This is a genomic window from Bacillus sp. hwrm1 (assembly GCF_040207805.1).
GTDB lineage: Bacteria > Bacillota > Bacilli > Bacillales > Bacillaceae > Bacillus > Bacillus velezensis.
This window is the reverse complement of record NZ_CP157943.1, coordinates 376,259-399,667: the sequence shown is the minus strand read 5'-3', so window position 1 is coordinate 399,667 and position 23,409 is coordinate 376,259. Positions and strand designations below refer to the sequence as shown.

Below are 23,409 nucleotides of genomic sequence, written 5' to 3'. Positions count from 1 at the left end.
TTTCTCTCATCTTCTAAGGGTTAGTTGCTTGGTGCAAATGTGCGTTTGAAGCCTTCGATTGCAGCTTTGAAGTCTTCATCAGCAGGAAGGTTTCCTGTTTTCGCAATGCCGTCAAGCAGATCTTTATGGTTTTGATCAAGGTACATGTAGTACTCTTCTTCAAAACGTCTGATATCCGCAACCGGAATATCATCAAGATATCCTTTTGTCAGCGCATAAAGAATGGCTACCTGTTTTTCAACCGGGAGCGGTTTATTCAAGTCTTGTTTCAGCACTTCAACTGTACGCGCACCGCGGTTCAGTTTCGCCTGAGTCGCCTGGTCAAGATCAGATCCGAATTGGGCGAACGCTTCAAGTTCACGGTATGAAGCCAGGTCAAGACGCAAAGTTCCCGCTACCTTTTTCATCGCTTTGATTTGGGCTGATCCGCCGACACGGGATACGGATAATCCGGCATTGATCGCAGGACGCACGCCTGAGAAGAATAGGTCGGATTGAAGGAAAATCTGTCCGTCAGTAATGGAAATGACGTTTGTCGGGATATAAGCGGAGATATCTCCTGCTTGTGTTTCGACGAACGGCAGCGCCGTAATTGATCCTGCGCCTTTTGCGTCACTCAGCTTAGCTGCGCGCTCAAGCAGACGGGAGTGAAGATAGAATACATCCCCAGGGAATGCTTCACGGCCCGGCGGACGGCGAAGAAGCAATGACAGCTCACGGTAAGCGGCCGCTTGTTTGGATAAATCATCATATACGACGAGAACGTGCTTGCCGTTGTACATGAATTCTTCACCCATTGTCACCCCTGCATACGGTGCAAGGTACAGAAGCGGAGCCGGCTGTGAAGCGGACGCTGTCACGACAATCGTGTAATCAAGCGCGCCATGCTTACGAAGTGTTTCCACCACGCCGCGCACTGTAGATTCTTTTTGACCGATCGCTACGTACACACAGATCATGTCTTGATCTTTTTGGTTTAAGATTGTATCAATCGCAACAGATGTTTTACCTGTCTGACGGTCACCGATAATCAGCTCACGCTGTCCGCGGCCGATCGGAATTAACGCGTCGATCGCTTTGATACCCGTTTGCAGCGGCTCATGTACCGATTTACGGTCCATTACGCCTGGAGCCTGGCTTTCGATCGGACGTGTTTTGCTTGTCAGAATCGGACCCAGTCCGTCTACCGGCTGTCCGAGCGGGTTGACGATACGTCCGATTAATTCTTCACCTACAGGAACTTCCATGATGCGGCCCGTTCTTTTGACCTCATCACCTTCACGGATATCTCTGTAAGGTCCTAAGATAACGATACCTACGTTGGATTCTTCAAGGTTTTGAGCCATACCCAAAACGCCGTTTGAAAACTCAACAAGTTCACCGGCCATACAATTGTCAAGGCCGTGCACACGCGCAATACCGTCTCCGACTTGGATGACTGTACCTACGTCATGAACTTCAATTTCAGATTGGTAATTTTGAATTTGCTGCTTTATCAGCGTGCTAATCTCTTCAGCTTTGATGCTCACTTAGGTTTCACCCCTTCTATCGATTTCCTCCGGCAAGTTGACGTTCCATGCGCTCAAGCTTTCCGCTTACGCTTCCGTCATAAATCCGGTTTCCAATGCGGACTTTAATGCCGCCTATTAAATCCGTCTGCACTTCATTTCTGATTCTGAGCGAAGCGATTCCGGCTTTTTTTGCAAACACTTGAGACAATGATAACATTTCCGCTTCTGACAGCGGTTTTACTGAATAAACAACCGCGTCCTCTGTCTGACGGGCCTGATTGGCAAGTTTGATAAACTCGTCTGTGAGATCAGGCACAATCGAAGACCGGCGGCGGTCAATCAGAAGAAAAATCGTATGCAGCACAGACTCAGACAGTGCGCCGAACGATTGCTGAATCAGCTCTTTTTTCTTAGCGGCCGATACCTTCGGATGGCTTAACACTTCCTGTAATCCGGCTTCGTTCCGGAACACTTCTTTTAGTACGGTAAGCTCTTCTTCGATTTCATTGATTTGAGAAGTCTCAACGGCAATGTCGAAAAGCGCTGACGCGTATCGTTTAGAGACAGCAGATCCACTCATCGGCTTTCTCCTACCTCTTTAAGATAGTCCTGAATCAGTTGTTCCTGGGCTTGTTCATCAAGCTCTTTTTCAATCACTTTCGATGCGATTAAGACAGAAAGTGATGCGACTTGCTCGCGAAGTGCGGAAACCGCTTGTTCTTTTTCTTTGACAATTTCGGTTCTCGCCGCTTCTTTCAATCTTTCAGACTCGGCGCGTGCAGCCTGGATAATGTCTTCCTTCTGCTTTTCACCCAGTTTTTTCGCATTTTCAATGAGTGATTGTGATTCCTGTTTCGCTTCTTTTAAAAGAACGCGCTGCTCTTCAATCAGCTTCTGCGCTTCTTTATTTCTTTCTTCAGCGGACGTAATTTCGCCGGCGATATGATCTTCACGCTGTTTCATTATATTTAATAGCGGTCCAAGAGCGAATTTCTTGAGAAGCGCTAATAAAACTAACATAGCTAACAATTGGAATAGGATATCTCCGCCGTTAAACGACAGTCCTAATTCAAGAGGTAATTGAGACATCTACTACGGCAACTCCCTTCTGCAGGTTTTCTCTGCTGATAAAAAGCCGTTTCGGGACGGCCTGCTTATCAGACATAAAGCAATGGCGAAGGTTCTCTTAGAGTGATCTTCGCCATTTTTAGTTCATATAAGGCTTTTTTGCTTAGCCAAAGAACGCTAAGAACGCGATAACGACAGCGATAATCGGAAGGGCCTCAACCAATGCGATACCCATGAACATAAGAGTTCTAAGTTCTTTTCCTGCTTCCGGCTGACGGGCGATTCCCTCTACCGTACGTGAAACGATCAGACCGTTACCAATACCTGCACCAAGTGCACCTAAACCGATTGCAATTGCAGCTGCTATTAAATTCATGAAAAAGTTCCTCCTTTAAAATGTTATCCGAATGGATATATGATTTTAATGATCATGACTGATTTTGTGTGACATGTACACCATCGTCAGCATCGTAAAGATAAATGCCTGGATGGTACCGATGAACAAGCTGAACGCCTGCCATGCAAGCATCGGAAGAATGGCTCCGACTGTGCCGACCAAACCGAGAAAGAAGCTGTTTGAGTAGAAATTCGTCGCCAGATTCGCAAGCAGGCCAAGAAGAATTTCCCCGGCGAAAATGTTACCGTAAAGACGAAGTCCGAGTGTCAGCGTATTCGCAAACTCCTCAATGATCTTCATCGGGAACATAAGCGGAACCGGTCTGAGGTAATCCTTAGAGTATTCCTTCAAACCTTTCATCTTCACGCCGTAATAGTGCGTTAACGACACAACCATAACGGCTAGAGTCAGAGTAATAGCCGGATCGGCCGTCGGTGATTTCCACCAAAGCTCGTGTCCGACCGTTACAGAAAACGGCAGCCCCAGCATATTTGATACAAATATGTACATCAGCAAGGTTACACCAAGCGCCAAGAAGTTAGCCCCTGTTTTTAAATCCATTGTACTGCCTATAATATTGCGGACAAAATCAACAATCCATTCCATGAAGTTCTGGGCTTTTCCCGGACGGATGGACAGCGTTCTCGTAGTGAGAATCGCAATCAGCAGCACAATCACACTTGCCACAGTAATCATCAGAATGTTTGTCAGATTAAAAGTAAGACCAAACAAATCAATAGTTCTGTAATCGTGATTCAATGGGTTTTCACCTCTCTTCCATTGATGAACGTTTGAGCTGAATAATGGAATCTATCATAATGACGGGATAAATTGTCATTAATCCAATAATCACACTTGCCACACTGACTTTATCGGGATATTTAAAGGCGACAGCCATCGCAAGTATCGCATTGCACCAACGCGCTGCGCTCCCGAGTGATCGTATGGACTTTCCTTTCGCCACGGCCTTGTCAAAAGCATTCATTCTTCTGGTCAAGAGCCACAAATTAAACAAACTGAAAACAGTTCCCAAAAAGAGGCCTAAAAAAACAGTTTTATACGCCGTAAGACCATATCCCAGCAAATAGATTGCTAAGATTACAAATACATATCTCCGTTGTCTGCTGAATGTAAGATTGGGATCGTCCATCAACTATCTGTCTCCTGATGAAAATGTAATATAATTCCTGGATACGGCAAAACATGCGGTTAACCCTTGCAGAAGGCCTTTTTTGTCCGCAAAACGGCCTGTTCGAAAAAACCACTCATCCTCCTGATGCCACGGGATGCTGTTTCATTCGCTTAGATAAATCCTCATATAACGGGTTTTTTTGGAGGATTTAAAATGAGGATGGATACTAGAAATGAAAGGAATGAAAACCTTCTCATAATACCCTCGTTTAGCATACAATAGCCCCTAACATGTGTCAATCTGTTTAAAGTTAAAAAACTTTTTATACCGAAAGCATACACAGAATGTTCACAATTTCACCTATAAATGTATGAACTCTGCCCATTCAGCAAATATCTGGATAAAAAAAGAAAACCCCTGAATGAGGTTTTCCGATTTATTTGGTTCCGTACAGTCTGTCACCCGCGTCACCGAGGCCCGGAACGATATAGCCTTTTTCATTCAGTTTTTCATCAAGGGCGGCGATGTAAATATCAACGTCAGAATGGTGTTTCTGCAGCTCTTCCACGCCTTCCGGAGCCGCTACAAGACACATAAAACGAATGTTTCTCGCGCCGCGCTTTTTCAGGCTGTTTATCGCTTCCACCGCAGAGCCTCCCGTAGCAAGCATCGGATCCACGACAATAAATTCGCGTTCTTCTACATCAGAAGGAAGCTTGACATAGTATTCCACCGGTTTTAAGGTTTCCGGATCACGGTATAATCCGACATGTCCCACTTTAGCGGCCGGGATTAATTTCAGCATGCCGTCAACCATTCCGAGACCCGCTCTCAGGATCGGCACGATACCGAGTTTCTTCCCTGAAATCACTTTGGATGTCGCTGTTTGAACAGGTGTTTTCACTTCCACTTCTTTAAGAGGAAGATCACGTGTAATTTCAAACGCCATCAGTGACGCGACTTCGTCCACAAGGTCTCTGAAATCCTTTGTGCCTGTATTTTCATTCCGAATATATGTCAGTTTATGCTGGATTAAAGGATGATCAAATACGTAAACCTTTCCCATACTGTGTTCAGCTCCTTTTTTGTTGTCCGAGTGACTTTTTCACACTTCTATTGATTCTACAGAAAAAGACAAACAGTTTCAAGAAAATCATAAAAAAACCCGCCGGATTAAGGTTCCGTCGGGTTTCTTCCTTATTAATAGTCCAGTTCTTTATATAAAGGAAACTTTTCAGTCAAGGCAGATACGCGCTGTCTCGCTTCTTCAAGTTTTGCTTCGTCTTCATGATGTTTCAGCGCGAGGCCGATGATGGCGCCGACTTCTTCAAGCGCGTCACCGTCAAAGCCGCGGCTTGTCACAGCTGCCGTACCGAGGCGGATTCCGCTTGTGACGAACGGTTTTTCCGGATCGTAAGGGATCGCGTTTTTATTAGATGTAATGCCGATTTCATCAAGAACGTGTTCAGCGACTTTTCCGGTCAGACCGAGAGAACGGAGGTCGACAAGCACAAGGTGGTTATCCGTTCCGCCTGATACGAGCTGAATGCCCTCTTTGTTCAGAGACTCAGCCAGGCGCTTCGCGTTCGAGATGACGTTTTGCGCATATGTTTTGAAATCATCTTCAAGCACTTCTCCGAAAGAAACGGCTTTGGCCGCGATGACATGCATAAGCGGTCCGCCTTGGATTCCCGGGAAAATGGATTTATCAATCTTTTTGCCGAACTCTTCACGGCAAAGGATCATTCCTCCGCGGGGTCCGCGAAGTGTTTTGTGAGTCGTTGTCGTTACAAAGTCAGCGTAAGGAACCGGATTCGGATGAAGATCGGCTGCGACAAGACCCGCGATATGCGCCATGTCTACCATGAAGTAAGCGCCGACTTCATCAGCGATTTCGCGGAATTTTTTAAAGTCGATCGTGCGGGGGTACGCGCTCGCTCCGGCAACGATGAGTTTCGGCTTATGCGCCAGCGCTTTTTCACGCACATCTTCATAATCTATATATTGCGTGTCTTTATCGACACCGTATTCTACAAAGTTGTATTGAACACCGCTGAAATTAACCGGGCTTCCGTGTGTTAAGTGGCCGCCGTGGGAGAGGTTCATCCCGAGCACCGTGTCGCCGTGCTCTAAAATCGTGAAGTAAACAGCCATGTTCGCTTGAGCGCCTGAGTGCGGCTGAACGTTTACATGCTCAGCTCCGAAAATCTCTTTCGCGCGGTCGCGGGCGATGTCCTCAACGACATCAACATGCTCACAGCCGCCGTAGTAGCGTTTGCCGGGGTAGCCTTCAGCATATTTGTTTGTTAAAACAGAGCCTTGTGCTTCCATTACCGCTTCCGTCACGAAGTTTTCAGAAGCAATTAATTCGATCTTAGTCTGTTGACGCTTACGCTCATCTTTGATGGCGTTAAACACTTGTTTGTCTTGTACAGGTAAATGTTTCATCAGCGAGATCCTCTCCTATCCGTTTCCTGTTCTTTATTTTTACCACCCTTATTGTACATGGTTTTTCAGGTGAATGTAACAGCTTATTTAAAAAAATCACAAAATTTAATTAGAAAACACGAACATTATACAGGAAAAGCATTTTCATCATTCGCATTCATAAACGGCGCGAATTCCGCCTATCAGCTTCGGCCTTGTCCGGGCCATCGTCACATGTGCTTCTCCAAGCTCACGGCTTGATATCCGGACAGGGACGGCAACGGGTTTCAGATGCATGCCGATGAACGTATCGCCGATGTCGATCCCGGCGTCAGCCTGAATCGATTCGGCGAGCACGGGAGAACGCATCTGCCGGTATGCATAAGAGGCCATTGCTCCGCCCGCTTTCGGGACGGGGACGGCTGAAACAATGGGGAGCCTGAACCGCTCGGCCGTTTCCGCTTCAATGACAAGCGCCCTGTTTAAATGCTCGCAGCATTGAAAAGCAAGATGTACACCCGTTTTTTCCTTAAACCGGTTAAGTCCGCCGTATATCAATTCAGCCCAATCCCCGCTTCCGGCGGTGCCGATTTGGCTTCCGGCGGCTTCACTTGTACTGCACCCGATCACCAGCAGACTGCCGTCCGTCAGTCCTGCCTGCTCTTGAAACTCAGTCAGCATGTCCGTCCATTTTTGCTTCATCTCTTCCATTGTCCAGCACCTCTTACAGATTTTTTTCTTCGTAATCTGCGATTTTGCCGATCCGCCGTTCGTGGCGGCCGCCCGTAAATTCAGTCGTCAGCCAGACTTTTGCGATTTCGCGCGCCAGCCCCGGGCCGATGACGCGTTCGCCCATCGCAAGAACATTCGTGTCATTGTGTTCACGCGTCGCTTTTGCGCTGAAGGTGTCATGGGCAAGCGCACAGCGTATGCCCTTTACCTTATTTGCGGAGATGCTCATGCCGATACCTGTGCCGCAAATTAAAATTCCCCTGTCAGCTTCGCCGTTCACCACTTTTTCCGCTACCGGAAAAGCGTAGTCTGAATAATCGACAGAGCCGGCGCCGCATTCACAGCCCATATCAATGTATTCAATCTGCAATTCATCCAAAAGACTTTTTATTTCTTCGCGGATATGGACGCCGCCGTGATCTGACGCAATAGCTACTTTCATTCATTTACCTCCTAGGTGTGGCTGGGCGAAGACAGCCCAGTGTGCTTGTCCTTTTTATTACGAAATCCGTTGATTTCATTCTACTCTTTCACATTCGTTTTGCAAATGACCTGTTTGCAGATTTTCTGACAGATCACTTGCTTTTTCCGTCAAGCAATTGATCAGCCAAAAGGGTCAGCAGCTCCTCCAGTTCGTCCCGCGTCTGTTTATAAACATCAAGCGGACCGCCGAACGGGTCAGAGATATCGCCGTTTTCCCCCGTTACGTATTCTTTAATGGTAAAGACTTTGCCCTGACTGTTTTGATATCGGCCTTCAATCAGCTGTTTGTGCTGTTCCGTCATCGCCAGCACCAGATCAGCCGTCTCGATATGTTCTTCCGATAAGGGAGATGAACTGTGATTGAGAGCGATCCGTTTTTCAAACAGCGCTTCCACGGCATGGGCTGACGCTTTTCCGTTCGGAGACGCGAATACGCCGGCCGAACTTACGCTGACGTCCAGCCCTTTCGTTTCTGCAATGGATTTAAAAAGAGCCTCAGCCATAGGACTGCGGCACGTATTGCCTGTACATACAAAGATTATTTTCATGTCCGTCACCTCTTACTGCCTATTATAAATGAAGAAAAAAGAAACGGCATCTTCGTTTCTTTTTTTACGTATCTTATACCGGTAAAAGCAGTTTCAGCCCGAATCCGATCAAAATGGCTCCGCCAAGCGCTTCGCTGTACGAGCCGAGCCACGACTGCACCTTTCTTCCCGCCAAAAGGCCCGCCCATGTTAAAACGGTGCTGAAGACCCCGAACAGCGTAACGGCCAGAAACGGATTGGAACCGTTCATCCCGAGACTGAGCCCGACAGAAAAGCTGTCCAGACTGACACCGACCGCGAACAGCAACAGTCCCGAGCCTGCCGGAGATATGAGCGGCCCGTCTGATTGTTTAAACGCGGCGATGATCATCTGCACCCCTAAAATGAAAAGAAGAGATCCGCCGATGTAAACGGCGAGCATCCCCAAAAAACCGGACAGCAGATGCCCGGCCGCCATTCCCGCAAGCGGCATCATGACATGAAACAGCCCGATGACAACCCCTATATGAAAAATCTGTTTTTTCTTCAGCTGAATCATTCCCATTCCGAGTCCGACGGAAAAGGCATCCGTCCCCAAAGCAAATGCCATGATGCTTAAGGAGACAAGTTCCCCGATGAATAGATTCGACATGAAATAAAAACCCCCTTGGACGTGCCCGCTTGTTTAGCTTATGCATGTCCGATAAGGGGTAGAACAAGTTAATGGATAACGGTGCCGCCTGCGGCTTTCATCAGCCTGTTCATAATGGCAAGCCCCACTCCGGTATCCGGAAAGGACTCAGAAATAATCATGTCCACTTCCGCTTCATCAAAGCTGCGGAGCGCATCGTATAAGGCGGACGCCACTGTTTCAAGGTCGGCGCGTCTGCCGCAGACCTTGATATAATCAGCCTGGTAACTATTGGCGTTCTCTTCTGTTGTCAGAATGCCGATTCGTTTCCCCCGGCTTTTATATGCGTCTGCCAGTTCTTGAATTCTCCGGGCGCCGCCGTCGGCAATAGCCATCGGCGCAGAAGGCGCGTAATGTGTATATTTCATACCGGGAGAAATAGGAACCTCATCTTCTTCGGTCAGCCCTTTATCCACAAGAACCGGACCGGCGGCGGATTCAATCTGCTCTTTTGTCACGCCGCCCGGACGAAGCAGCACGGGCTGTTTCCCCGTACAGGACAGAACGGTTGATTCCACTCCGATTCCCGTCGCGCCGCCGTCCACAATGCCGGCAATGCGGCCGTTTAAATCATGGGCTACATGCTCGGCCTTCGTCGGGCTCGGTTTTCCTGATAAATTGGCGCTCGGCGCGGCGATCGGCAGTCCGGCCGAGCTGATGAGGGCTAATGCTACCGGATGATCAGGCATTCTGACCGCTACCGTCTCAAGTCCCGCGGTGACACGGGGTGACAGCACACCGGGCTTACACGGCAGAACAAGGGTCAGCGCCCCCGGCCAGAATAGCTTCATAAGCTTTTTCGCCGTCTCAGGAATATGGCTGATAAAACGATCAAGCTGGCTGATATGGGATATATGCACAATCAGCGGGTTATCGCTCGGCCTTCCTTTCGCCTCATATATTTTCGTTACGGCTTCCGTATTTTCAGCGTTAGCGCCCAGTCCGTAAACGGTTTCTGTCGGAAAAGCCACAACCTCATTCTGCCGCAGCAATTCCGCGGCTTGTGTAATCTGGGGATCGGTTGTGGATAATTCTGCGGAACAATCCACAAACCATCTTCTTGTTTTCATGTATAACCAAACTCCTTATTTTAAAGCGGTAAAACTTTATTTTCTCTCGTGTATTCCTTTTGAAAGTATAAAAGATGTCCTTTAATAAAACAAGTGTTATCCACAAACTGTGGACAACACTTTTTAATAAGTGGATAACCTTGTGTATAAGTTAGATCAGGCAGAGGTTTTCACCATTAAAAACGAACCTTCTGTGCATAACGAGTTGCGGAAATGTTCGGACGTATACAGTTCATCAGGCGCATCGGCGCACGCTTCAAATCCCATCACATTCAGAAACTCAGCAGATGAGGGCTGATTGGCGACTAAGTAGACATCTTGAATCTCATGTTTTTTGCACAGCACATCCATACTTTGAAACAGTGTAACGATATGGCTTTGATTCAGCCTGTCTGACATGACGAGTGAACGGAGAAGCCCTTTTCCGCCGCTGAATTTTTCGATCCCGAGACAGGCGGCAATCATTTTTTCGCTGTCTTCCAGTACGATAAACCGGCTGATCTGCTGATCGATTTCCGCATGTGCCGTATCAGCCTTTTTCAAAAAGGCCTCCAGCGCCTCCGTATCTTGATCTCTTGCCACTCTCAGCTGATAAAACATATATTTCCCTCCGTTTCGATCAACTCTTTCTTCCAATCTATGAATCGAATCCGGATTTATGCCTTTTACTTCAGGAAAATAGATCTGAAATCCAATCGACGAGGAAAAACTTCACTTCGGTATCATCGTCATCTTTATTTTCTTTCTTCGCTTTATCAGCCTTTGCTTTTACGTCATCCAGCACTTTTTTAGTCTGTTTCTGCGTTTCTTCCTGCTTCTGTCCGCCCTCTTCCTGATCTTTCACCGCTTCGCCGTTTGAGAAATCAAGGAAGCACAGCGGCGGAAACAAGACGCACCACCAGTTGGCGCCCTCGCCATTGCCGAGTGTAATTAAAATCGCTTCATATTTTCCGGCCGGATAGACCATATTGCCGTAGAGCTTTGTCGGAAACGAGATTTTATTGAATTGAACTGAAACGGATTGATGCGCACCCTTTTCTTTCATCGTTTGTTTGGCGATTTCTTTAATTTCAGGAAGCTTCGAACGAATGAGCCGCCGCGCTTCTTCAATGGAAGTGATATCTTTCACCCAGTCCGTGATTTGCTTGTTTACAGCATCTCTGATCTGGCGCTTGAGCTTTTGATCCTCATCGTTATCACTGTTGGCCAAAATTCTGAGCCGGATCGCTTCATCCGGTATGACGACGGGCTCATCGGCTGATGCCCGCGCCGTTTCTTCTTTTGTCAAACCCGCAAGCGCTCCTGATAATAAAAGAAAAATATATATGCAGATCATCATTGTATGTTTCATCGGTCCCCACCGTTCCTCTCCGTGCTTTTTTTATCTAGTCCCATTATGGACATGACGGAAAAGGTTTAAACCGGCGGGAAGAAAAAAATCTAGCAAGCTGATAATCTGCATTGACAGATTCAAAATATGGTACGATATTATTTTGATAGGAGGTTTTCAGATGAAATATAATTACACCGTGCTGCTGTCGGCGGCATGTATGTCTGTCATTTATTCTATTTTGTATGTTCATCAATTCATTATCGCGGCTTTCATTTCGATGGCGTTTTATTTTTTGTTTCCTTATTTGATTTTTGCACTGCCGCTTCAATACTTTCTGAATAAAAAGCCGAAGAGATTTCATCCGCTGTATCTTCTTTATTATTTAGGGGTGTCATTCATTGCAAACGGGATCATCTTCGGTCTTTTGCAGCCGTCAGGCCAATCTCTGTTTTCTAATTCAGCCTTTTATATCTTTGCGGTTTTAACAGCCGTCGTCTATTGGGTATGGGATTCCGTATTGCTGCAAAGACAAAATCCGGCTACAGAAGCGTAATCAGCAGACAGCCGGCTGAAGGGAGAGCGGCGCAAAAGAAAACGGCGGCCATCTTTAAACGGGCGTGCCGTCCTTCTTCTGTTTCAGAATGATAATTGGCCCGATGCTCCGCTCCGCTTACGGCCAACCCGGAAACGATGATCGCTGTGACGATAAGAACAGCCGTAACGGCGCCGAAAATGATATCAACGCCAAACGGCAGAACAAACCCCGCCGCATAAGCTGCGGCGGCGAGTATACATCCGAAGGCGAACGCTTTTTTCAAGGCGGATGCCCCTTTCATTTTCTTTCCATTGTAACAAAAGCCCGCCGTGTGCGTCACCGGCGGGCTTTTTTCATGATGTGATGACCGCGGATACGGTTCTGTCTTTTCCGTTGATGTCCTGTACGACTTCCACTTCCGCATTCGGAAAGGAATGACGGAACAGGTCTTTCACGGCTTTCCCCTGATTATATCCGATTTCAAAGACGACAAGCGCTTTATCTTTCATGACAAGAGGCAGCTCCTCCATAAACCGCTTGTAGAATTTCAAACCGTCACCGCCGTCCGTAAGAGCATGAAGCGGCTCATGGAAACGGACGATATCCGACAAATCCGCCATTTCTTCTTCAGAAATATACGGCGGATTGGAAACAATAATATCCGCTTTTTTCCCTGATGAAATAAAAGGAGTTAACAGATCTCCCTGCAAAAAACAGACGTCCGCTCCGAGGTTTTGCGCATTTCTTTCTGCCACCTGCAGCGCTTCTTTTGAAATATCCGAAGCCGATACTGAAAAATGTCCGCATTCAAGGGCGAGCGTCACCGCAATGGCACCGCTCCCCGTACCGATATCAATGACGTTCAGGCGTTCTGCCTCGGAAAATGCCCGCTTCTGTCTGTCCAGCAGATGAAAGACGACTTCTTCCGTTTCCGGACGCGGAATGAGAACATCGTCATTCACAAAAAATTCCCTGCCGTAAAACTGTTCTTTCCCGATAATATATTGAATCGGAATACCTTCTTTATGCATCTCCACGTGCCGTCTGAATCGATAAAGCTCGTCCTCGCCTACGGGCTCCTGCAGACTTGCGAGAAGTTTGCTCCGATCCATTCCGGTATCATTTAACAGCAGCAGCTCGGCCGCGTTTTTTTCTCTTCCCGCTTCGGTTAAATAAGAAGAAGCCCAGCTTAGGGCTTCAAAAACGGTCTTCATCTTAATTTTCCGCCTGCTGGAGCTTGCTTGACTGGTCTTCTACGATTAACGCTTCAACCACTTCATCAAGCTTGCCTTCCAGGATTTGATCCAGCTTTTGAATCGTCAGGCCGATGCGGTGATCCGTCACACGGTTTTGCGGGAAATTGTATGTGCGGATACGCTCGGAACGGTCGCCTGAACCGACGGCTGATTTACGGGTCTGATCATATTCAGCCTGAGCTTCCTGCTGGAATTTGTCATAGATTCTGGCGCGGAGCACCTTCATCGCTTTTTCTTTGTTTTTAATCTGAGATTTTTCATCCTGACAGGAAACGACGACACCGGTCGGTAAATGCGTCAGGCGTACGGCCGACATCGTCGTGTTTACGCTTTGTCCGCCCGGTCCGCTTGATGCGAATGTATCGACGCGGATGTCTTTTTCGTGGATGTCCACTTCTACTTCTTCCGCTTCAGGAAGACACGCCACCGTCGCCGTGGATGTATGAATACGGCCGCCTGATTCCGTTTCCGGAACACGCTGTACGCGGTGCGCGCCATTTTCATACTTCAGCTTGGAGTATGCGCCTTTTCCCGTAATCATAAAGATGATTTCTTTGTAACCGCCCGTTCCGGTCACGTTTGCTTCCATGACTTCAGTCTTCCAGCCTTGGATTTCGGCATAACGGGAGTACATTCTGTAGAGATTTCCCGCAAACAGCGCGGCTTCTTCTCCTCCCGCTGCTCCGCGGATCTCCATGATTACGTTTTTGTCATCGTTCGGGTCTTTCGGGATGAGGAGTACTTTCAAACGCTCTGATAAGGTTTCCGTCTCTCCCTGCAGTTCGGAGATTTCTTCCTTCACCATTTCTCTCATATCGGCATCAAGCTTTTCCTCAAGCATCGCTTTCGCATCGGCAAGCTGTTCTGATGCGTCTCTGTATTGTCTATAGACTTCAACGGTTTCTTGTATATCAGATTGCTCTTTCGAATATTCTCTAAGCTTTTTCGGATCGTTGACCACTTCCGGATCACTTAAAAGCTCATTTAATTTTTCGTATCGTTGTTCAATTGACTGTAAACGGTCTAACACGGTCTTCACCTCTGTTTTCCTGTGCGTAACATTCTCATTATAGTATAGGGCTTATCGCCAGTCAAAAGCAATTCGCCTCTGTTATACTGAAGCAAAAAAGGAGGGGCGGATATGCTGAAATCCATCCACCATATAGCAATCATATGCTCTGATTATGAAAAGTCGAAAGCTTTTTACACCGAGATTCTCGGTTTCGGCATTATAAAAGAAACATACCGAAAGGAACGCGGATCTTATAAACTTGATCTTGCGCTGGACGGCGCGTATGCAATTGAATTGTTTTCCTTTCCCGACCCGCCCGAACGGCCGACCAGACCGGAAGCCGCGGGTCTCCGGCATCTCGCCTTCACCGTAAACGATCTTGAAGCAGCCGTCAGGGAGTTAAAGGAAAAGGGCGTCGGCACAGAACCGATCAGAACCGATCCGCTGACGGGGAAACGGTATACCTTTTTCTTTGATCCCGACAAGCTTCCGCTTGAATTGTATGAAGCGTAACGTTTTTTGAAGAAATGCCGCTTTCTTTGGCGAATTCCTTCTTGTTTTGTCTAACATGAAGGGAACGCCGCCTCATGGTCGAATACCTAGCAAAAAGGAGGTATGTGATCATGAATACAAACATGGCCGCGAAAGAGCTCGGCGTCTCCGCAAAAACGGTGCAAAGGTGGGTCAAGCAGCTGAATCTTCCGGCTGAACGGAATGAGCTCGGACATTATTCCTTTACACCTGAGGATCTTGATGTGCTGAAATCGGTCAAACGGCAAATTTCTGAAGGCACTGCCCTTCTGGACGTTCAAGTGCCCCGGCAGCCGAAAAAACGGACGGGCTTCATTTTGCAGCGTCCGAAAATCAATGGCGGCGCTGAACAAAGATTGGCAGAGCTGGAGCGCAAACTGGACATTCTCACGAAAGAGAAACAAGGTGAGAGCCATCTGCTTTCAAGGATAGAGGAGCTTGAACGCCAGCTGAAACAAAAGGCGGATGAAGGGGTGTCTTATCAGCTTCTTCAGCACAGGCGGGAAATTGACGACCTCAATACCGAATTGCAGACATTGGCCTCCCGCATCCAGGAACTTGCCCAGACAGCTCCCCTCTCAGAAACAGCCGCTTCTTCAGAACATAAGAAACCCAGAAAAAAAACGAGATTTTCGCCTTTTAAATTTCAATTCTAATCAAAAAAGCTCCCTGAAACAGGGAGCTTTTCATTATGCAGTCAGCGCAATGATGATCGGCAGTGAGATGAGAGATAAAATCGCACTGATCACGAACGCGGACGCAGTTTCTTCCTCTTGTTTTTCGAAACGTGTGGCAATCATCGCCGCTACCGCAGATCCAGGGAATGCAACGAGCAATACCGCTTTAGTGATCTGGTCAGCCGGAAGTCCGACTGCAAGAGCGATCAAGTACATCAGCGCAGGCTGAACGGCAACTTTTAACAAAGCGATACCGAAAGCCGGCAGACTGAGCTTAATGTTGCGGATACCGACAGTTACACCGACGGCGAAGAGCGCAACACCTGACGTTGTGCTTCCGAGCTGATCAAGCATTTTTTCTCCCAAGCCAGGGAGTGTTACACCGCAGAGTACCAGAATGATACTGATAAGCGGTGCAGCCGCAAGCGGTTCGGAAAGACCGTGAAGAATAGACTTACCAGTCATTTTCCAGAAGTTCTCGTTTTCAGTGTCTTTTTTCTTAGATGACTCACCGACAGTAGCGATAATGATCGCAAGCGGGTCAAGGATGGCGTTAACCACGATACCCGTAACGGCGATAGGAATCGCTACTTCGCTTGCTCCGAATAAGCTTCCTAGTACGGGAATACCCATAAAAGCAAATGTCGGCTGTGCAGAGTTTAAAGAAAATACAGATGAATTCGTTAAATCATACTTGAAGATAAATTTGCAAACCAACAGAATGACGATAAAGAATCCGACAATCCCAATGATCAAAGCGACCATCAAAGGAACCTGTGATAAAAACGCACTTCTTGAAGTGGTTAAAATACTAGCGATAAAATGCGCCGGAAGCGCGTACTTCGTAACTAAGGTGCTTACCCCTTTTGCTGACTTCGCGTCATAACTTCCGAAGCGACCTGCGAACCATCCCAGCACGATCACGAAAAAGATCGGCGCCAGGAGGATTAAAATATCTAAGAAGCTCAAAATGTTCTCCTCCAAATCCTTAATGTCCGTATACTTTAGCCTTTACATAAAAGCTTTCCCTCGGACTGTAAAATTAATCGTAAAAATTATTTAGCGACAACTTGCTTATATTGCGGTTTCCACATTGCATCAAGAACGGCTTGTTCTACATTTTCAGGAATGCGGTTTGCCACGCCTTCTTTAATGGCAGTTTCCGCTACGGCGATCGCAACTTTAATTGAAACTTCTTGTAAGTCGCTCATGCTCGGCAGAAGGCCTGCACCCGGTGTTTCAAAATCAACGCTTTCTGCGATTGCGTCAGCAGTTGCTGCAAACATTGCAGGAGTAATCACTTTCGCTTCTACAACGATTGAACCGAGACCAAGTCCAGGGAACGCGAATGCGTTGTTAGATTGTCCGATTTCATGAGAAACGCCATTGTACTCTACATTGTCAAACGGGCTTCCTGTCGCCACAAGCACTTTGCCGTCAGTCCATTTGAAAAGATCGCTAGGAACGGCTTCAGCAAGCGGTGTCGGGTTAGACATCGGCATGATGACCGGACGCTCAACGTGTTTTGCCATTTCTTTGACGATTTCTTCACTGAACGCGCCGCTTTGGCCTGATGTACCGATTAAGATTGTCGGTTTCGCTTGACGGATCACTTCAATGAAAGGAATTTGTCCATTTTCATCGCGTTTCCAATCTTTAATTTCTTCAGCTGTGCGCAGGTACGGCTCTTGGAAATCAAGAATGTTTTCCATACCTTCAATTAACAAGCCTCTGTAGTCCATTGTGTAGAACGCTTTGTTGGCTTCTTCTTCAGAAAGACCGGCAAGCACCATAGTGTCGCGGATTTGGTCAGCGATTCCGATTCCGGCAGATCCCGCACCGAAGACAACCACACGCTGGTCTTTAATAGACGCGCCTGTTTTCTTCATAGCCGCAAGCACACCTGCAAGCGTAATCGCGCCTGTTCCTTGAATGTCATCGTTGAATGTAAGAATTTCATGGTTGTATTTCTTCATGATATTGCGCGCGTTTTTGTTTCCAAGGTCTTCCCAGTGAAGAAGAGCTTTAGGGAAATATTTAAGCGCAGCTTTTACATAAGCGTCAACGAAAGCTTCGTAACGTTCGCCTTGGATACGTTCATGGCGGTTACCGATGTATAAAGGATCGTTCAGAAGTTTTTCATTGTTCGTACCGACGTCAAGAACGACAGGAATAACACGGCTTGGGTCAATACCGGCGGCAGCTGTGTATACCGCTAATTTACCGATGGCGATGTTGATACCGCCTACACCCCAGTCACCGATTCCGAGGATGCTTTCTGAGTCTGTCGCAACGATCAGATCAATATCTCCGGCAGTGGCATGAAGGTTTTCAAATGCCTCTTCAATCCCTTCCACGTTATCGATAGAAAGGTAAATCCCTTGAGGTCTTCTGTACTCATGGCTGTATTCTTGAATCGCTTCACCGACAGTCGGTGTGTAAACAACCGGCAGCATTTCACGAAGATGGTTTTGAAGCAATTTAAAGAAAAGAACTTCGTTACGATTTTGCAAATCATTCAAATATACGTTTTGGCGAAGGCGGTCCGGCTGAGCTTGAAACTGCTCGTATGCGCGTTTTGCCTGCTCATCAAGAGACAGAATTGTCGGAGGAAGCAGCCCGTCTAATCCAAGGCTTTTTCTTTCTTCTGCCGAAAACGCAACACCTTTATTTAAAGTAGGGATAGATAGAACTTCTTTTCCTCTTAAAGTAGTTTCTAAGTTGCCTTCCTTCGTTACTTTAATATTATTCAAGAAAATCTCCTTCTTTCTTCAAATAGTTAACAAAGTTAAGTAATTACCCATTTTGGCTAGTGTGATCGCGATCTGCTATATCTTTTTTTGACAATTATTCGAACAATGTCTCATAACTATTTACATTACTTAGTCATTTTATGCCTGTAAAAATGAAAATTCAAGAGATGAAAATTACTTAATTTTTTCATACTCTTTTTTAAGTTATTTAACTACAATTTTTGAAAAAACGTCAAAAAAACACCGGATTTTTTACCGATGTTTTCATGAAAAGGGTTATTTATCAGTCTGTTTTTTTCGGCACTTTGTGATGATGTCTGCATCTCGCTTCGTATGACTCCGACGCGCCGACTAAAATGACCGGATCATCATAGGAAGCGGGCTTCCCGTCAATCAAACGCTGCGTACGGCTTGCCGGCGACCCGCAAACGGAGCAGACCGCCTGCAGCTTCGTCACCGATTCGGCAACCGCCATCAGATTCGGCACCACGCCGAACGGCTCTCCCCGGAAATCCATATCAAGTCCGGCCGCGATGACACGATAGCCTTTATCCGCAAGCGAGGATAAGTCGCCGATGATCGATTCGCCGAAAAACTGCACCTCATCTACCGCGATGACGTCCGTGCTTTCACTGACATGATCCCATATTTCAGCCGAAGACGAGATGACGTGGCTTGTCATGGATGTGCCGTTGTGAGAAACGACGGCCTCCTCACTGTAGCGATTATCAATGGCAGGTTTGAACACCTTGACCTCCTGCTTCGCATATGTCGCTCTTTTCACTCTGCGGATCAGCTCTTCTGATTTCCCAGAGAACATGCTGCCGCATATCAGCTCAAGCCATCCGCTTTGCTTCATTATGTACATAGGCTATCCGCTCCCCTTTTTTTCCTGTTTATGGACATAAAAAACAGGCAAGAAGCAATTCTTGCCTGCCTGTAAAATCTATTATTACTTAAGACCGTATTTTTTGTTAAAGCGATCAACACGACCATCAGCAGAAGCGAATTTTTGACGTCCAGTGTAGAATGGGTGGCATTCAGAGCAAATCTCAACGCGTACCTCTTCTTTTACTGAGCCTGTTTCAAATTCATTTCCGCAAGCGCATTTAACTGTTGCTTTTTTGAAATTAGGATGAATTCCTGCTTTCATTGTATCCATCTCCTTCCGCCCTGAATCCCGTGTGGAAACAGAGTTATTATTCCGGAGTAATCCGGAACGCATATGAGAGAATTATATCAGTCATTTACTGCATTTGCAAATACATTTTTTATCAGCGGCGGGCTGATGATGAAAGGTTTGCCTGCTTCCATTCTTGGTTGATCAAATCGAAGAATTCCTGATTCGTTTTTGTTTTTTTCATTTTTCTCATAAACTTCTCTGCGAAGTCCGGAGAATCAGACATCGATTTGCGGATCGCCCATAGACGGTCAAGATGCTCTTTCGGCACGAGCAGCTCTTCCTTCCGTGTGCCGGAGCGGCGGATATCGATCGCCGGGAAAATCCGTCTTTCCGCAAGAGAACGGTCAAGGTGAAGCTCCATGTTGCCCGTTCCTTTAAACTCTTCATAGATGACGTCATCCATCCGGGAGCCCGTGTCTACGAGCGCCGTCGCCAAAATGGTCAGGCTGCCGCCCTCTTCAATGTTTCTCGCGGCACCGAAAAAGCGCTTCGGACGATGGAACGCAGCCGGGTCAATCCCGCCGGAAAGCGTACGTCCGCTTGGCGGGATAACGAGGTTGTAGGCCCGTGCCAGGCGGGTAATGCTGTCCATCAGAATGATAACGTCTTTTTTGTGTTCAACGAGACGCATCGCCCGTTCAAGCACAAGCTCCGCTACCTTAATGTGATTTTCCGGCACTTCATCGAACGTCGAGCTGACGACATCGCCCGCTACGGAACGTTCAATATCCGTTACTTCTTCCGGTCTTTCATCAATTAAGAGAACAATCAATTCAGCGTCAGGCTGATTTGTCGTAATGCTGTTAGCGATTTCTTTCAACAGCATGGTTTTACCGGCTTTCGGCGGCGCTACGATCAGACCGCGCTGGCCGAAACCGACGGGAGCCATCATATCGAGAATTCTTGTTGAGAGATAATTCGGTTTCGTCTCAAGCACCATTTGGCGGTCCGGATAAAGCGGAGTCAGTGCAGGAAAATGGACGCGCTCTTTCGCAGATTCCGGATCGTCTCCATTTACCGCTTCAACGTGCAAAAGTCCGTAATAGCGTTCGTTTTCTTTCGGCGGACGCACCTTGCCGGATACTTTGTCACCGTTTCTTAAATCAAAGCGGCGGATCTGGGAAGCAGAAATGTAGATGTCTTCTGAGCTTGGCGAGTAATTAATCGGTCTGAGGAAGCCGAATCCTTCCGATTGGATGATTTCGAGCACGCCTTCCATAAACAGAAGATCCTCCTGCTCGGCGTTGGCTTTCAGAATGGCAAAGATTAATTCTTTTTTAGTCAGTTTGCTGTAGTAGGAGATTTTATAATGTCTGGCCAGTTCATATAGTTCTTTTAATTTCATATTTTCCAAAGAGGAAATAGATACGTCTTTCATAAAAACACCACGCTTTTCATAGTCAATGTATTGCTGTTTTCATTCAAATCGGCTGCTTCGCATGATTCCGCCAAAGCACATTCTTTTATAAAACGTTCAGGAACTTCTATCGGTAACACTTCCACCCATGATCGGCGCTTTTTTAAAAAAGGAATGTCTTAATGAGTTTTGAAGGAAGCGAGGACAAAAACTTGAGAAGATCAATATTTATATCGTCTGTATGCGGTAGAATTTGAAAATTTCCCAGTACTCAAAAGAAGGAATGACACAGAAAAATCGCAGCACTCTTTATTTTTACCTCATTTCAAAAAATTATTCAACTTAAATAATGCTTTGACATATAAATGATAGGGTTGACTCTTTATTGCAAAAGAAAAGCGGGACTTTCCGTCCCGCTTTTCTCTATTTATGGCCGGATCACAAGATTTGGTTTTTTCTTCAGGCTGTGTCTTCCGTCAACGAATCGGACCGTTCCTGATTTCGCCCGGATGACCAGACTTTCAGTCGTGCCGACGGAGCCTTTGAACTGAACGCCTTTCAGCAGCTCTCCGTCCGTGACGCCCGTTGCGGCAAAAATGGCGTCATCCCCTCTCACAAGGTCCTCCATCCGGAGCACTTTGGATACATCAAGGCCCATTCGCTCACAGCGGGCCTGCTCTTCCGCACTTTGCGGCAGAAGCCTGCCGATGATTTCGCCGCCGAGCGCTTTTAACGCAACGGCAGACAGCACGCCTTCAGGAGCCCCGCCTGAACCGAAGAGAATGTCTACTCCCGTATGGTCAAAGGCCGTATTGATGGCGCCCGCGACATCACCGTCGTTGATCAGTTTGATTCTGGCGCCCGCCTCACGCAATTCAGAGATGATTTTTTCATGTCTGTCACGATTTAAAATGGTTGCCACGACATCTTCAATGTCTTTGTTTTTCGCTTTCGCAACGGCTTTTAAGTTATCAATGACAGGCGCTTCAATATCGATGCAGCCTACCGCTTCGGGACCGACCGCGATTTTTTCCATATACATATCCGGGGCGTTCAGCAGTGTTCCATGGTCGGCGACCGCGATCACCGTCAGCGCATTCCAGCCGCCGCTCGCTACGATGTTTGTGCCTTCAAGAGGATCGACGGCGACATCGACGCGCGGGCCGTATCCGTTTCCGAGTTTTTCGCCGATGTAAAGCATCGGCGCTTCATCCATCTCGCCTTCCCCGATCACGACCGTGCCTTTCATCGGCACCGTGTCAAACACGTCACGCATTGCGCTTGTCGCCGCATCATCAGCTTCATCTTTTTTCCCGCGGCCCATCCATCTGGCAGATGCTAAAGCCGCCGCTTCAGTGACTCGAACCAATTCCATCGATAAGCTTCTTTCCATTTCAACACGATCTCCTCTCAAAAGTCCGCATTTCTATGAATTTTGGAGCTGTTCTATCTCTTCGTCCGTCAGCCTTTGCCGCCAGATTGTGGCGCCCAGACCTTCGAGTTTTTTCTCAAGATTGCTGTAGCCGCGGTCTAAATGCTCAAGACCGGTAATTTCGGTTACGCCGTCAGCCATGAGCCCGGCGACGACCAGACAAGCACCTGCACGCAGATCGCTCGCCTTTACTTTTGCGCCCTGAAGCTCGGCCGGACCTGTGATAATGGCCGATCTGCCTTCCACTTTCATGTTGGCCCCCATCCGTCTCAGCTCATCTATATGTTTAAATCGGGCCGAGTAGATGGTGTCGGTTACGACGCTCGTACCGCTGGCTCTCGTTAACAGAGATGTCATCGGCTGCTGAAGATCAGTCGGGAATCCCGGGTAAACAAGCGTTTTTACGTCGACCGGTTTTATCTGCTTCTGCCCGCCGAGCATAAGAAGCTGATCGTCACTCGTCTCAATGTGAAAACCCATTTCCCTGAGCTTCGCCGTTAAAGACTCCAGGTGAGTCGGTATGACATTATCAATAATGACTTCTTTCCCCATCGCGGCGCCGGCGATCATAAAGGTGCCCGCCTCAATTCTGTCCGGAATGATCGTATGCCTGCATCCGTGCAGCTCTTTTACGCCGTCGATTCTGATTACATTGGTTCCCGCGCCTTTGATCTTTGCGCCCATGCTGGTGAGCAATGTGGCAACATCAATAATCTCAGGTTCCTTGGCGGCGTTTTCTATCACGGTTTTACCTTCAGCCAGTACAGCGGCAAGCATGATATTGATCGTCGCTCCGACGCTGACGACATCTAAATAAATCCGTGCGCCTCTCAGCCTTTCGGCGCGCAGATAAATCGCGCCTTGTTCATTGGTGACTTCCGCCCCAAGCGCTTCAAACCCTTTGATGTGCTGGTCAATCGGCCGCGGCCCGAGATGGCATCCGCCCGGCAGTCCGATGACCGCCTGTTTGAAGCGGCCCAGCATCGCGCCCATTAAGTAATAGGAAGCGCGGAGTTTTTTCACTTTGCCGTTGGGAAGCGGCATGCTGATCATCGGGGAAGGGTCGACGACCATTTCTCCTTTTTCAAAATGGACGTTTCCGCCGATTTCTTTCAGCAGGTCACGCAGCGTTTCAATATCTGAGATCTCCGGAAGCCCTTCGATCGTTACTTCGGAATTTGCCAGAATGGTTGCGGGTATCAATGCGACGGCGCTGTTTTTCGCGCCGCTGATATGTACGGTTCCGTTTAACGGATCGCCGCCGGCAATATTCAACTTTTCCATGATAGTCTCCTTCCATAA

General features: G+C 47.4%; 28 protein-coding genes and 1 pseudogene. 3 read left to right on the top strand and 26 right to left on the bottom strand.

Features of this window, described 5'->3' with window-relative positions; all coding sequences use genetic code 11:
• Positions 1–20: 20 nt before the first annotated feature.
• The 15 genes from atpA to spoIIR form a co-directional block, all read right to left on the bottom strand.
• A complete protein-coding gene (gene atpA / locus ABK447_RS02080) occupies positions 21–1,529 on the bottom strand; it encodes a F0F1 ATP synthase subunit alpha (protein WP_003151170.1) in 1,509 nt (502 codons plus the stop codon).
• A gap of 16 nt (positions 1,530–1,545) precedes the next feature.
• Positions 1,546–2,091 carry a F0F1 ATP synthase subunit delta gene (locus ABK447_RS02075; RefSeq protein WP_003151169.1) on the bottom strand — a complete coding sequence of 182 codons (546 nt, stop codon included), beginning with the start codon at positions 2,089–2,091 and terminating at the stop codon, positions 1,546–1,548.
• Positions 2,088–2,600, bottom strand: coding sequence for a F0F1 ATP synthase subunit B (gene atpF / locus ABK447_RS02070; protein ID WP_003151168.1), 513 nt, complete (start codon positions 2,598–2,600; stop codon positions 2,088–2,090). Before atpF ends, ABK447_RS02075 begins: the two co-directional genes overlap by 4 nt.
• A 142-nt stretch (positions 2,601–2,742) precedes the next feature.
• Positions 2,743–2,955 carry a F0F1 ATP synthase subunit C gene (gene atpE / locus ABK447_RS02065; RefSeq protein WP_003151167.1) on the bottom strand — a complete coding sequence of 71 codons (213 nt, stop codon included), beginning with the start codon at positions 2,953–2,955 and terminating at the stop codon, positions 2,743–2,745.
• Between the two features lie 45 nt (positions 2,956–3,000).
• Positions 3,001–3,735, bottom strand: coding sequence for a F0F1 ATP synthase subunit A (gene atpB, locus ABK447_RS02060; RefSeq protein WP_014419099.1), 735 nt, complete (start codon positions 3,733–3,735; stop codon positions 3,001–3,003).
• Positions 3,736–3,742: 7 nt separating this feature from the next.
• Positions 3,743–4,126: an ATP synthase subunit I gene (gene atpI, locus ABK447_RS02055; protein WP_003151155.1), complete on the bottom strand. Its 384-nt coding sequence runs from the start codon at positions 4,124–4,126 to the stop codon at positions 3,743–3,745.
• Positions 4,127–4,544: 418 nt separating this feature from the next.
• Positions 4,545–5,174, bottom strand: a complete 630-nt coding sequence (gene upp / locus ABK447_RS02050) for a uracil phosphoribosyltransferase (protein WP_003151154.1) — start codon at positions 5,172–5,174, stop codon at positions 4,545–4,547.
• Between the two features lie 134 nt (positions 5,175–5,308).
• Complete coding sequence (gene glyA, locus ABK447_RS02045) at positions 5,309–6,556, bottom strand: serine hydroxymethyltransferase (protein ID WP_094031354.1); 1,248 nt, start codon at positions 6,554–6,556, stop codon at positions 5,309–5,311.
• Positions 6,557–6,703: 147 nt separating this feature from the next.
• Entirely contained in the window at positions 6,704–7,246 is a 543-nt protein-coding gene (locus ABK447_RS02040; protein WP_100001628.1) for a TIGR01440 family protein, read from the bottom strand.
• A 13-nt stretch (positions 7,247–7,259) separates the two neighbouring features.
• Complete coding sequence (rpiB, locus tag ABK447_RS02035; RefSeq protein WP_003151149.1) at positions 7,260–7,709, bottom strand: ribose 5-phosphate isomerase B; 450 nt, start codon at positions 7,707–7,709, stop codon at positions 7,260–7,262.
• A gap of 133 nt (positions 7,710–7,842) precedes the next feature.
• On the bottom strand, positions 7,843–8,298 hold the full coding sequence (locus ABK447_RS02030; RefSeq protein WP_007407600.1) for a low molecular weight protein arginine phosphatase: 456 nt from the start codon (positions 8,296–8,298) through the stop codon (positions 7,843–7,845).
• 73 nt (positions 8,299–8,371) lie between these two features.
• Entirely contained in the window at positions 8,372–8,929 is a 558-nt protein-coding gene (locus tag ABK447_RS02025) for a manganese efflux pump MntP family protein (RefSeq protein WP_007407601.1), read from the bottom strand.
• A gap of 68 nt (positions 8,930–8,997) precedes the next feature.
• A complete protein-coding gene (locus ABK447_RS02020) occupies positions 8,998–10,038 on the bottom strand; it encodes an L-threonylcarbamoyladenylate synthase (protein WP_094031355.1) in 1,041 nt (346 codons plus the stop codon).
• Positions 10,039–10,194: 156 nt separating this feature from the next.
• Complete coding sequence (locus tag ABK447_RS02015; protein ID WP_007407603.1) at positions 10,195–10,638, bottom strand: hypothetical protein; 444 nt, start codon at positions 10,636–10,638, stop codon at positions 10,195–10,197.
• Between the two features lie 70 nt (positions 10,639–10,708).
• Complete coding sequence (gene spoIIR, locus ABK447_RS02010; protein WP_015240758.1) at positions 10,709–11,389, bottom strand: stage II sporulation protein R; 681 nt, start codon at positions 11,387–11,389, stop codon at positions 10,709–10,711.
• A gap of 160 nt (positions 11,390–11,549) precedes the next feature.
• Between spoIIR and ABK447_RS02005 the strand changes: the two genes are divergently transcribed.
• Positions 11,550–11,924, top strand: coding sequence for a UPF0715 family protein (locus tag ABK447_RS02005; protein ID WP_032869468.1), 375 nt, complete (start codon positions 11,550–11,552; stop codon positions 11,922–11,924).
• Here the strand turns inward: ABK447_RS02005 and ABK447_RS02000 are convergent.
• The 3 genes from ABK447_RS02000 to prfA form a co-directional block, all read right to left on the bottom strand.
• Complete coding sequence (locus ABK447_RS02000) at positions 11,911–12,189, bottom strand: DUF5316 family protein (protein ID WP_094031356.1); 279 nt, start codon at positions 12,187–12,189, stop codon at positions 11,911–11,913. The genes ABK447_RS02005 and ABK447_RS02000 overlap by 14 nt on opposite strands.
• 70 nt (positions 12,190–12,259) lie before the next feature.
• Positions 12,260–13,120 carry a peptide chain release factor N(5)-glutamine methyltransferase gene (gene prmC, locus ABK447_RS01995; RefSeq protein ID WP_015240760.1) on the bottom strand — a complete coding sequence of 287 codons (861 nt, stop codon included), beginning with the start codon at positions 13,118–13,120 and terminating at the stop codon, positions 12,260–12,262.
• Between the two features lies 1 nt (position 13,121).
• Positions 13,122–14,192, bottom strand: a complete 1,071-nt coding sequence (prfA, locus tag ABK447_RS01990) for a peptide chain release factor 1 (RefSeq protein ID WP_003151139.1) — start codon at positions 14,190–14,192, stop codon at positions 13,122–13,124.
• A 111-nt stretch (positions 14,193–14,303) separates the two neighbouring features.
• Between prfA and ABK447_RS01985 the strand changes: the two genes are divergently transcribed.
• Together ABK447_RS01985 and racA are read left to right on the top strand one after the other, a co-directional pair.
• Positions 14,304–14,687, top strand: a complete 384-nt coding sequence (locus ABK447_RS01985) for a VOC family protein (RefSeq protein ID WP_015240761.1) — start codon at positions 14,304–14,306, stop codon at positions 14,685–14,687.
• A 110-nt stretch (positions 14,688–14,797) separates the two neighbouring features.
• Entirely contained in the window at positions 14,798–15,361 is a 564-nt protein-coding gene (gene racA / locus ABK447_RS01980; protein WP_012118668.1) for a chromosome-anchoring protein RacA, read from the top strand.
• 33 nt (positions 15,362–15,394) lie between these two features.
• Here racA and ABK447_RS01975 read toward each other — a convergent pair whose 3' ends face one another.
• The 8 genes and pseudogenes from ABK447_RS01975 to ABK447_RS01940 all read right to left on the bottom strand — a co-directional run bounded on the left by ABK447_RS01975 (position 15,395) and on the right by ABK447_RS01940 (position 23,391).
• Positions 15,395–16,351, bottom strand: coding sequence for an AEC family transporter (locus ABK447_RS01975; protein ID WP_007407608.1), 957 nt, complete (start codon positions 16,349–16,351; stop codon positions 15,395–15,397).
• A gap of 86 nt (positions 16,352–16,437) precedes the next feature.
• Positions 16,438–18,135, bottom strand: a complete 1,698-nt coding sequence (gene malS, locus ABK447_RS01970) for an oxaloacetate-decarboxylating malate dehydrogenase (RefSeq protein WP_007407609.1) — start codon at positions 18,133–18,135, stop codon at positions 16,438–16,440.
• Positions 18,136–18,418: 283 nt separating this feature from the next.
• Positions 18,419–19,003, bottom strand: coding sequence for a thymidine kinase (locus tag ABK447_RS01965; protein ID WP_094031357.1), 585 nt, complete (start codon positions 19,001–19,003; stop codon positions 18,419–18,421).
• Positions 19,004–19,087: 84 nt separating this feature from the next.
• A complete protein-coding gene (gene rpmE / locus ABK447_RS01960) occupies positions 19,088–19,288 on the bottom strand; it encodes a 50S ribosomal protein L31 (protein WP_003151132.1) in 201 nt (66 codons plus the stop codon).
• Between the two features lie 121 nt (positions 19,289–19,409).
• Entirely contained in the window at positions 19,410–20,696 is a 1,287-nt protein-coding gene (rho, locus tag ABK447_RS01955; protein ID WP_003151107.1) for a transcription termination factor Rho, read from the bottom strand.
• Positions 20,693–20,901: pseudogene (locus tag ABK447_RS20880) on the bottom strand (hypothetical protein). The gene rho and the pseudogene ABK447_RS20880 overlap by 4 nt, the downstream one beginning before the upstream one ends.
• Positions 20,902–21,102: 201 nt before the next feature.
• Positions 21,103–22,068 (bottom strand): class II fructose-bisphosphatase, encoded by a 966-nt coding sequence (gene glpX / locus ABK447_RS01945; RefSeq protein WP_003151105.1) that lies wholly within the window; start codon positions 22,066–22,068, stop codon positions 21,103–21,105.
• Between the two features lie 33 nt (positions 22,069–22,101).
• Positions 22,102–23,391, bottom strand: a complete 1,290-nt coding sequence (locus ABK447_RS01940) for a UDP-N-acetylglucosamine 1-carboxyvinyltransferase (protein ID WP_007407612.1) — start codon at positions 23,389–23,391, stop codon at positions 22,102–22,104.
• Between the last annotated feature and the right edge of the window lie 18 nt (positions 23,392–23,409).

Bases quoted from the DNA above. Each gene is read 5' to 3' on its own strand.
- ABK447_RS02075 (WP_003151169.1), bottom strand. From the start codon at position 2,091: ATGAGTGGATCTGCTGTCTCTAAACGATACGCGTCAGCGCTTTTCGAC.
- atpF (WP_003151168.1), bottom strand. From the start codon at position 2,600: ATGTCTCAATTACCTCTTGAATTAGGACTGTCGTTTAACGGCGGAGAT.
- atpE (WP_003151167.1), bottom strand. From the start codon at position 2,955: ATGAATTTAATAGCAGCTGCAATTGCAATCGGTTTAGGTGCACTTGGT.
- atpI (WP_003151155.1), bottom strand. From the start codon at position 4,126: ATGGACGATCCCAATCTTACATTCAGCAGACAACGGAGATATGTATTT.
- upp (WP_003151154.1), bottom strand. From the start codon at position 5,174: ATGGGAAAGGTTTACGTATTTGATCATCCTTTAATCCAGCATAAACTG.
- glyA (WP_094031354.1), bottom strand. From the start codon at position 6,556: ATGAAACATTTACCTGTACAAGACAAACAAGTGTTTAACGCCATCAAA.
- ABK447_RS02040 (WP_100001628.1), bottom strand. From the start codon at position 7,246: ATGGAAGAGATGAAGCAAAAATGGACGGACATGCTGACTGAGTTTCAA.
- rpiB (WP_003151149.1), bottom strand. From the start codon at position 7,709: ATGAAAGTAGCTATTGCGTCAGATCACGGCGGCGTCCATATCCGCGAA.
- ABK447_RS02030 (WP_007407600.1), bottom strand. From the start codon at position 8,298: ATGAAAATAATCTTTGTATGTACAGGCAATACGTGCCGCAGTCCTATG.
- ABK447_RS02025 (WP_007407601.1), bottom strand. From the start codon at position 8,929: ATGTCGAATCTATTCATCGGGGAACTTGTCTCCTTAAGCATCATGGCA.
- ABK447_RS02020 (WP_094031355.1), bottom strand. From the start codon at position 10,038: ATGAAAACAAGAAGATGGTTTGTGGATTGTTCCGCAGAATTATCCACA.
- ABK447_RS02015 (WP_007407603.1), bottom strand. From the start codon at position 10,638: ATGTTTTATCAGCTGAGAGTGGCAAGAGATCAAGATACGGAGGCGCTG.
- spoIIR (WP_015240758.1), bottom strand. From the start codon at position 11,389: ATGAAACATACAATGATGATCTGCATATATATTTTTCTTTTATTATCA.
- ABK447_RS02005 (WP_032869468.1), top strand. From the start codon at position 11,550: ATGAAATATAATTACACCGTGCTGCTGTCGGCGGCATGTATGTCTGTC.
- prmC (WP_015240760.1), bottom strand. From the start codon at position 13,120: ATGAAGACCGTTTTTGAAGCCCTAAGCTGGGCTTCTTCTTATTTAACC.
- ABK447_RS01985 (WP_015240761.1), top strand. From the start codon at position 14,304: ATGCTGAAATCCATCCACCATATAGCAATCATATGCTCTGATTATGAA.
- racA (WP_012118668.1), top strand. From the start codon at position 14,798: ATGAATACAAACATGGCCGCGAAAGAGCTCGGCGTCTCCGCAAAAACG.
- ABK447_RS01965 (WP_094031357.1), bottom strand. From the start codon at position 19,003: ATGTACATAATGAAGCAAAGCGGATGGCTTGAGCTGATATGCGGCAGC.
- rpmE (WP_003151132.1), bottom strand. From the start codon at position 19,288: ATGAAAGCAGGAATTCATCCTAATTTCAAAAAAGCAACAGTTAAATGC.
- rho (WP_003151107.1), bottom strand. From the start codon at position 20,696: ATGAAAGACGTATCTATTTCCTCTTTGGAAAATATGAAATTAAAAGAA.
- glpX (WP_003151105.1), bottom strand. From the start codon at position 22,068: ATGGAAAGAAGCTTATCGATGGAATTGGTTCGAGTCACTGAAGCGGCG.
- ABK447_RS01940 (WP_007407612.1), bottom strand. From the start codon at position 23,391: ATGGAAAAGTTGAATATTGCCGGCGGCGATCCGTTAAACGGAACCGTA.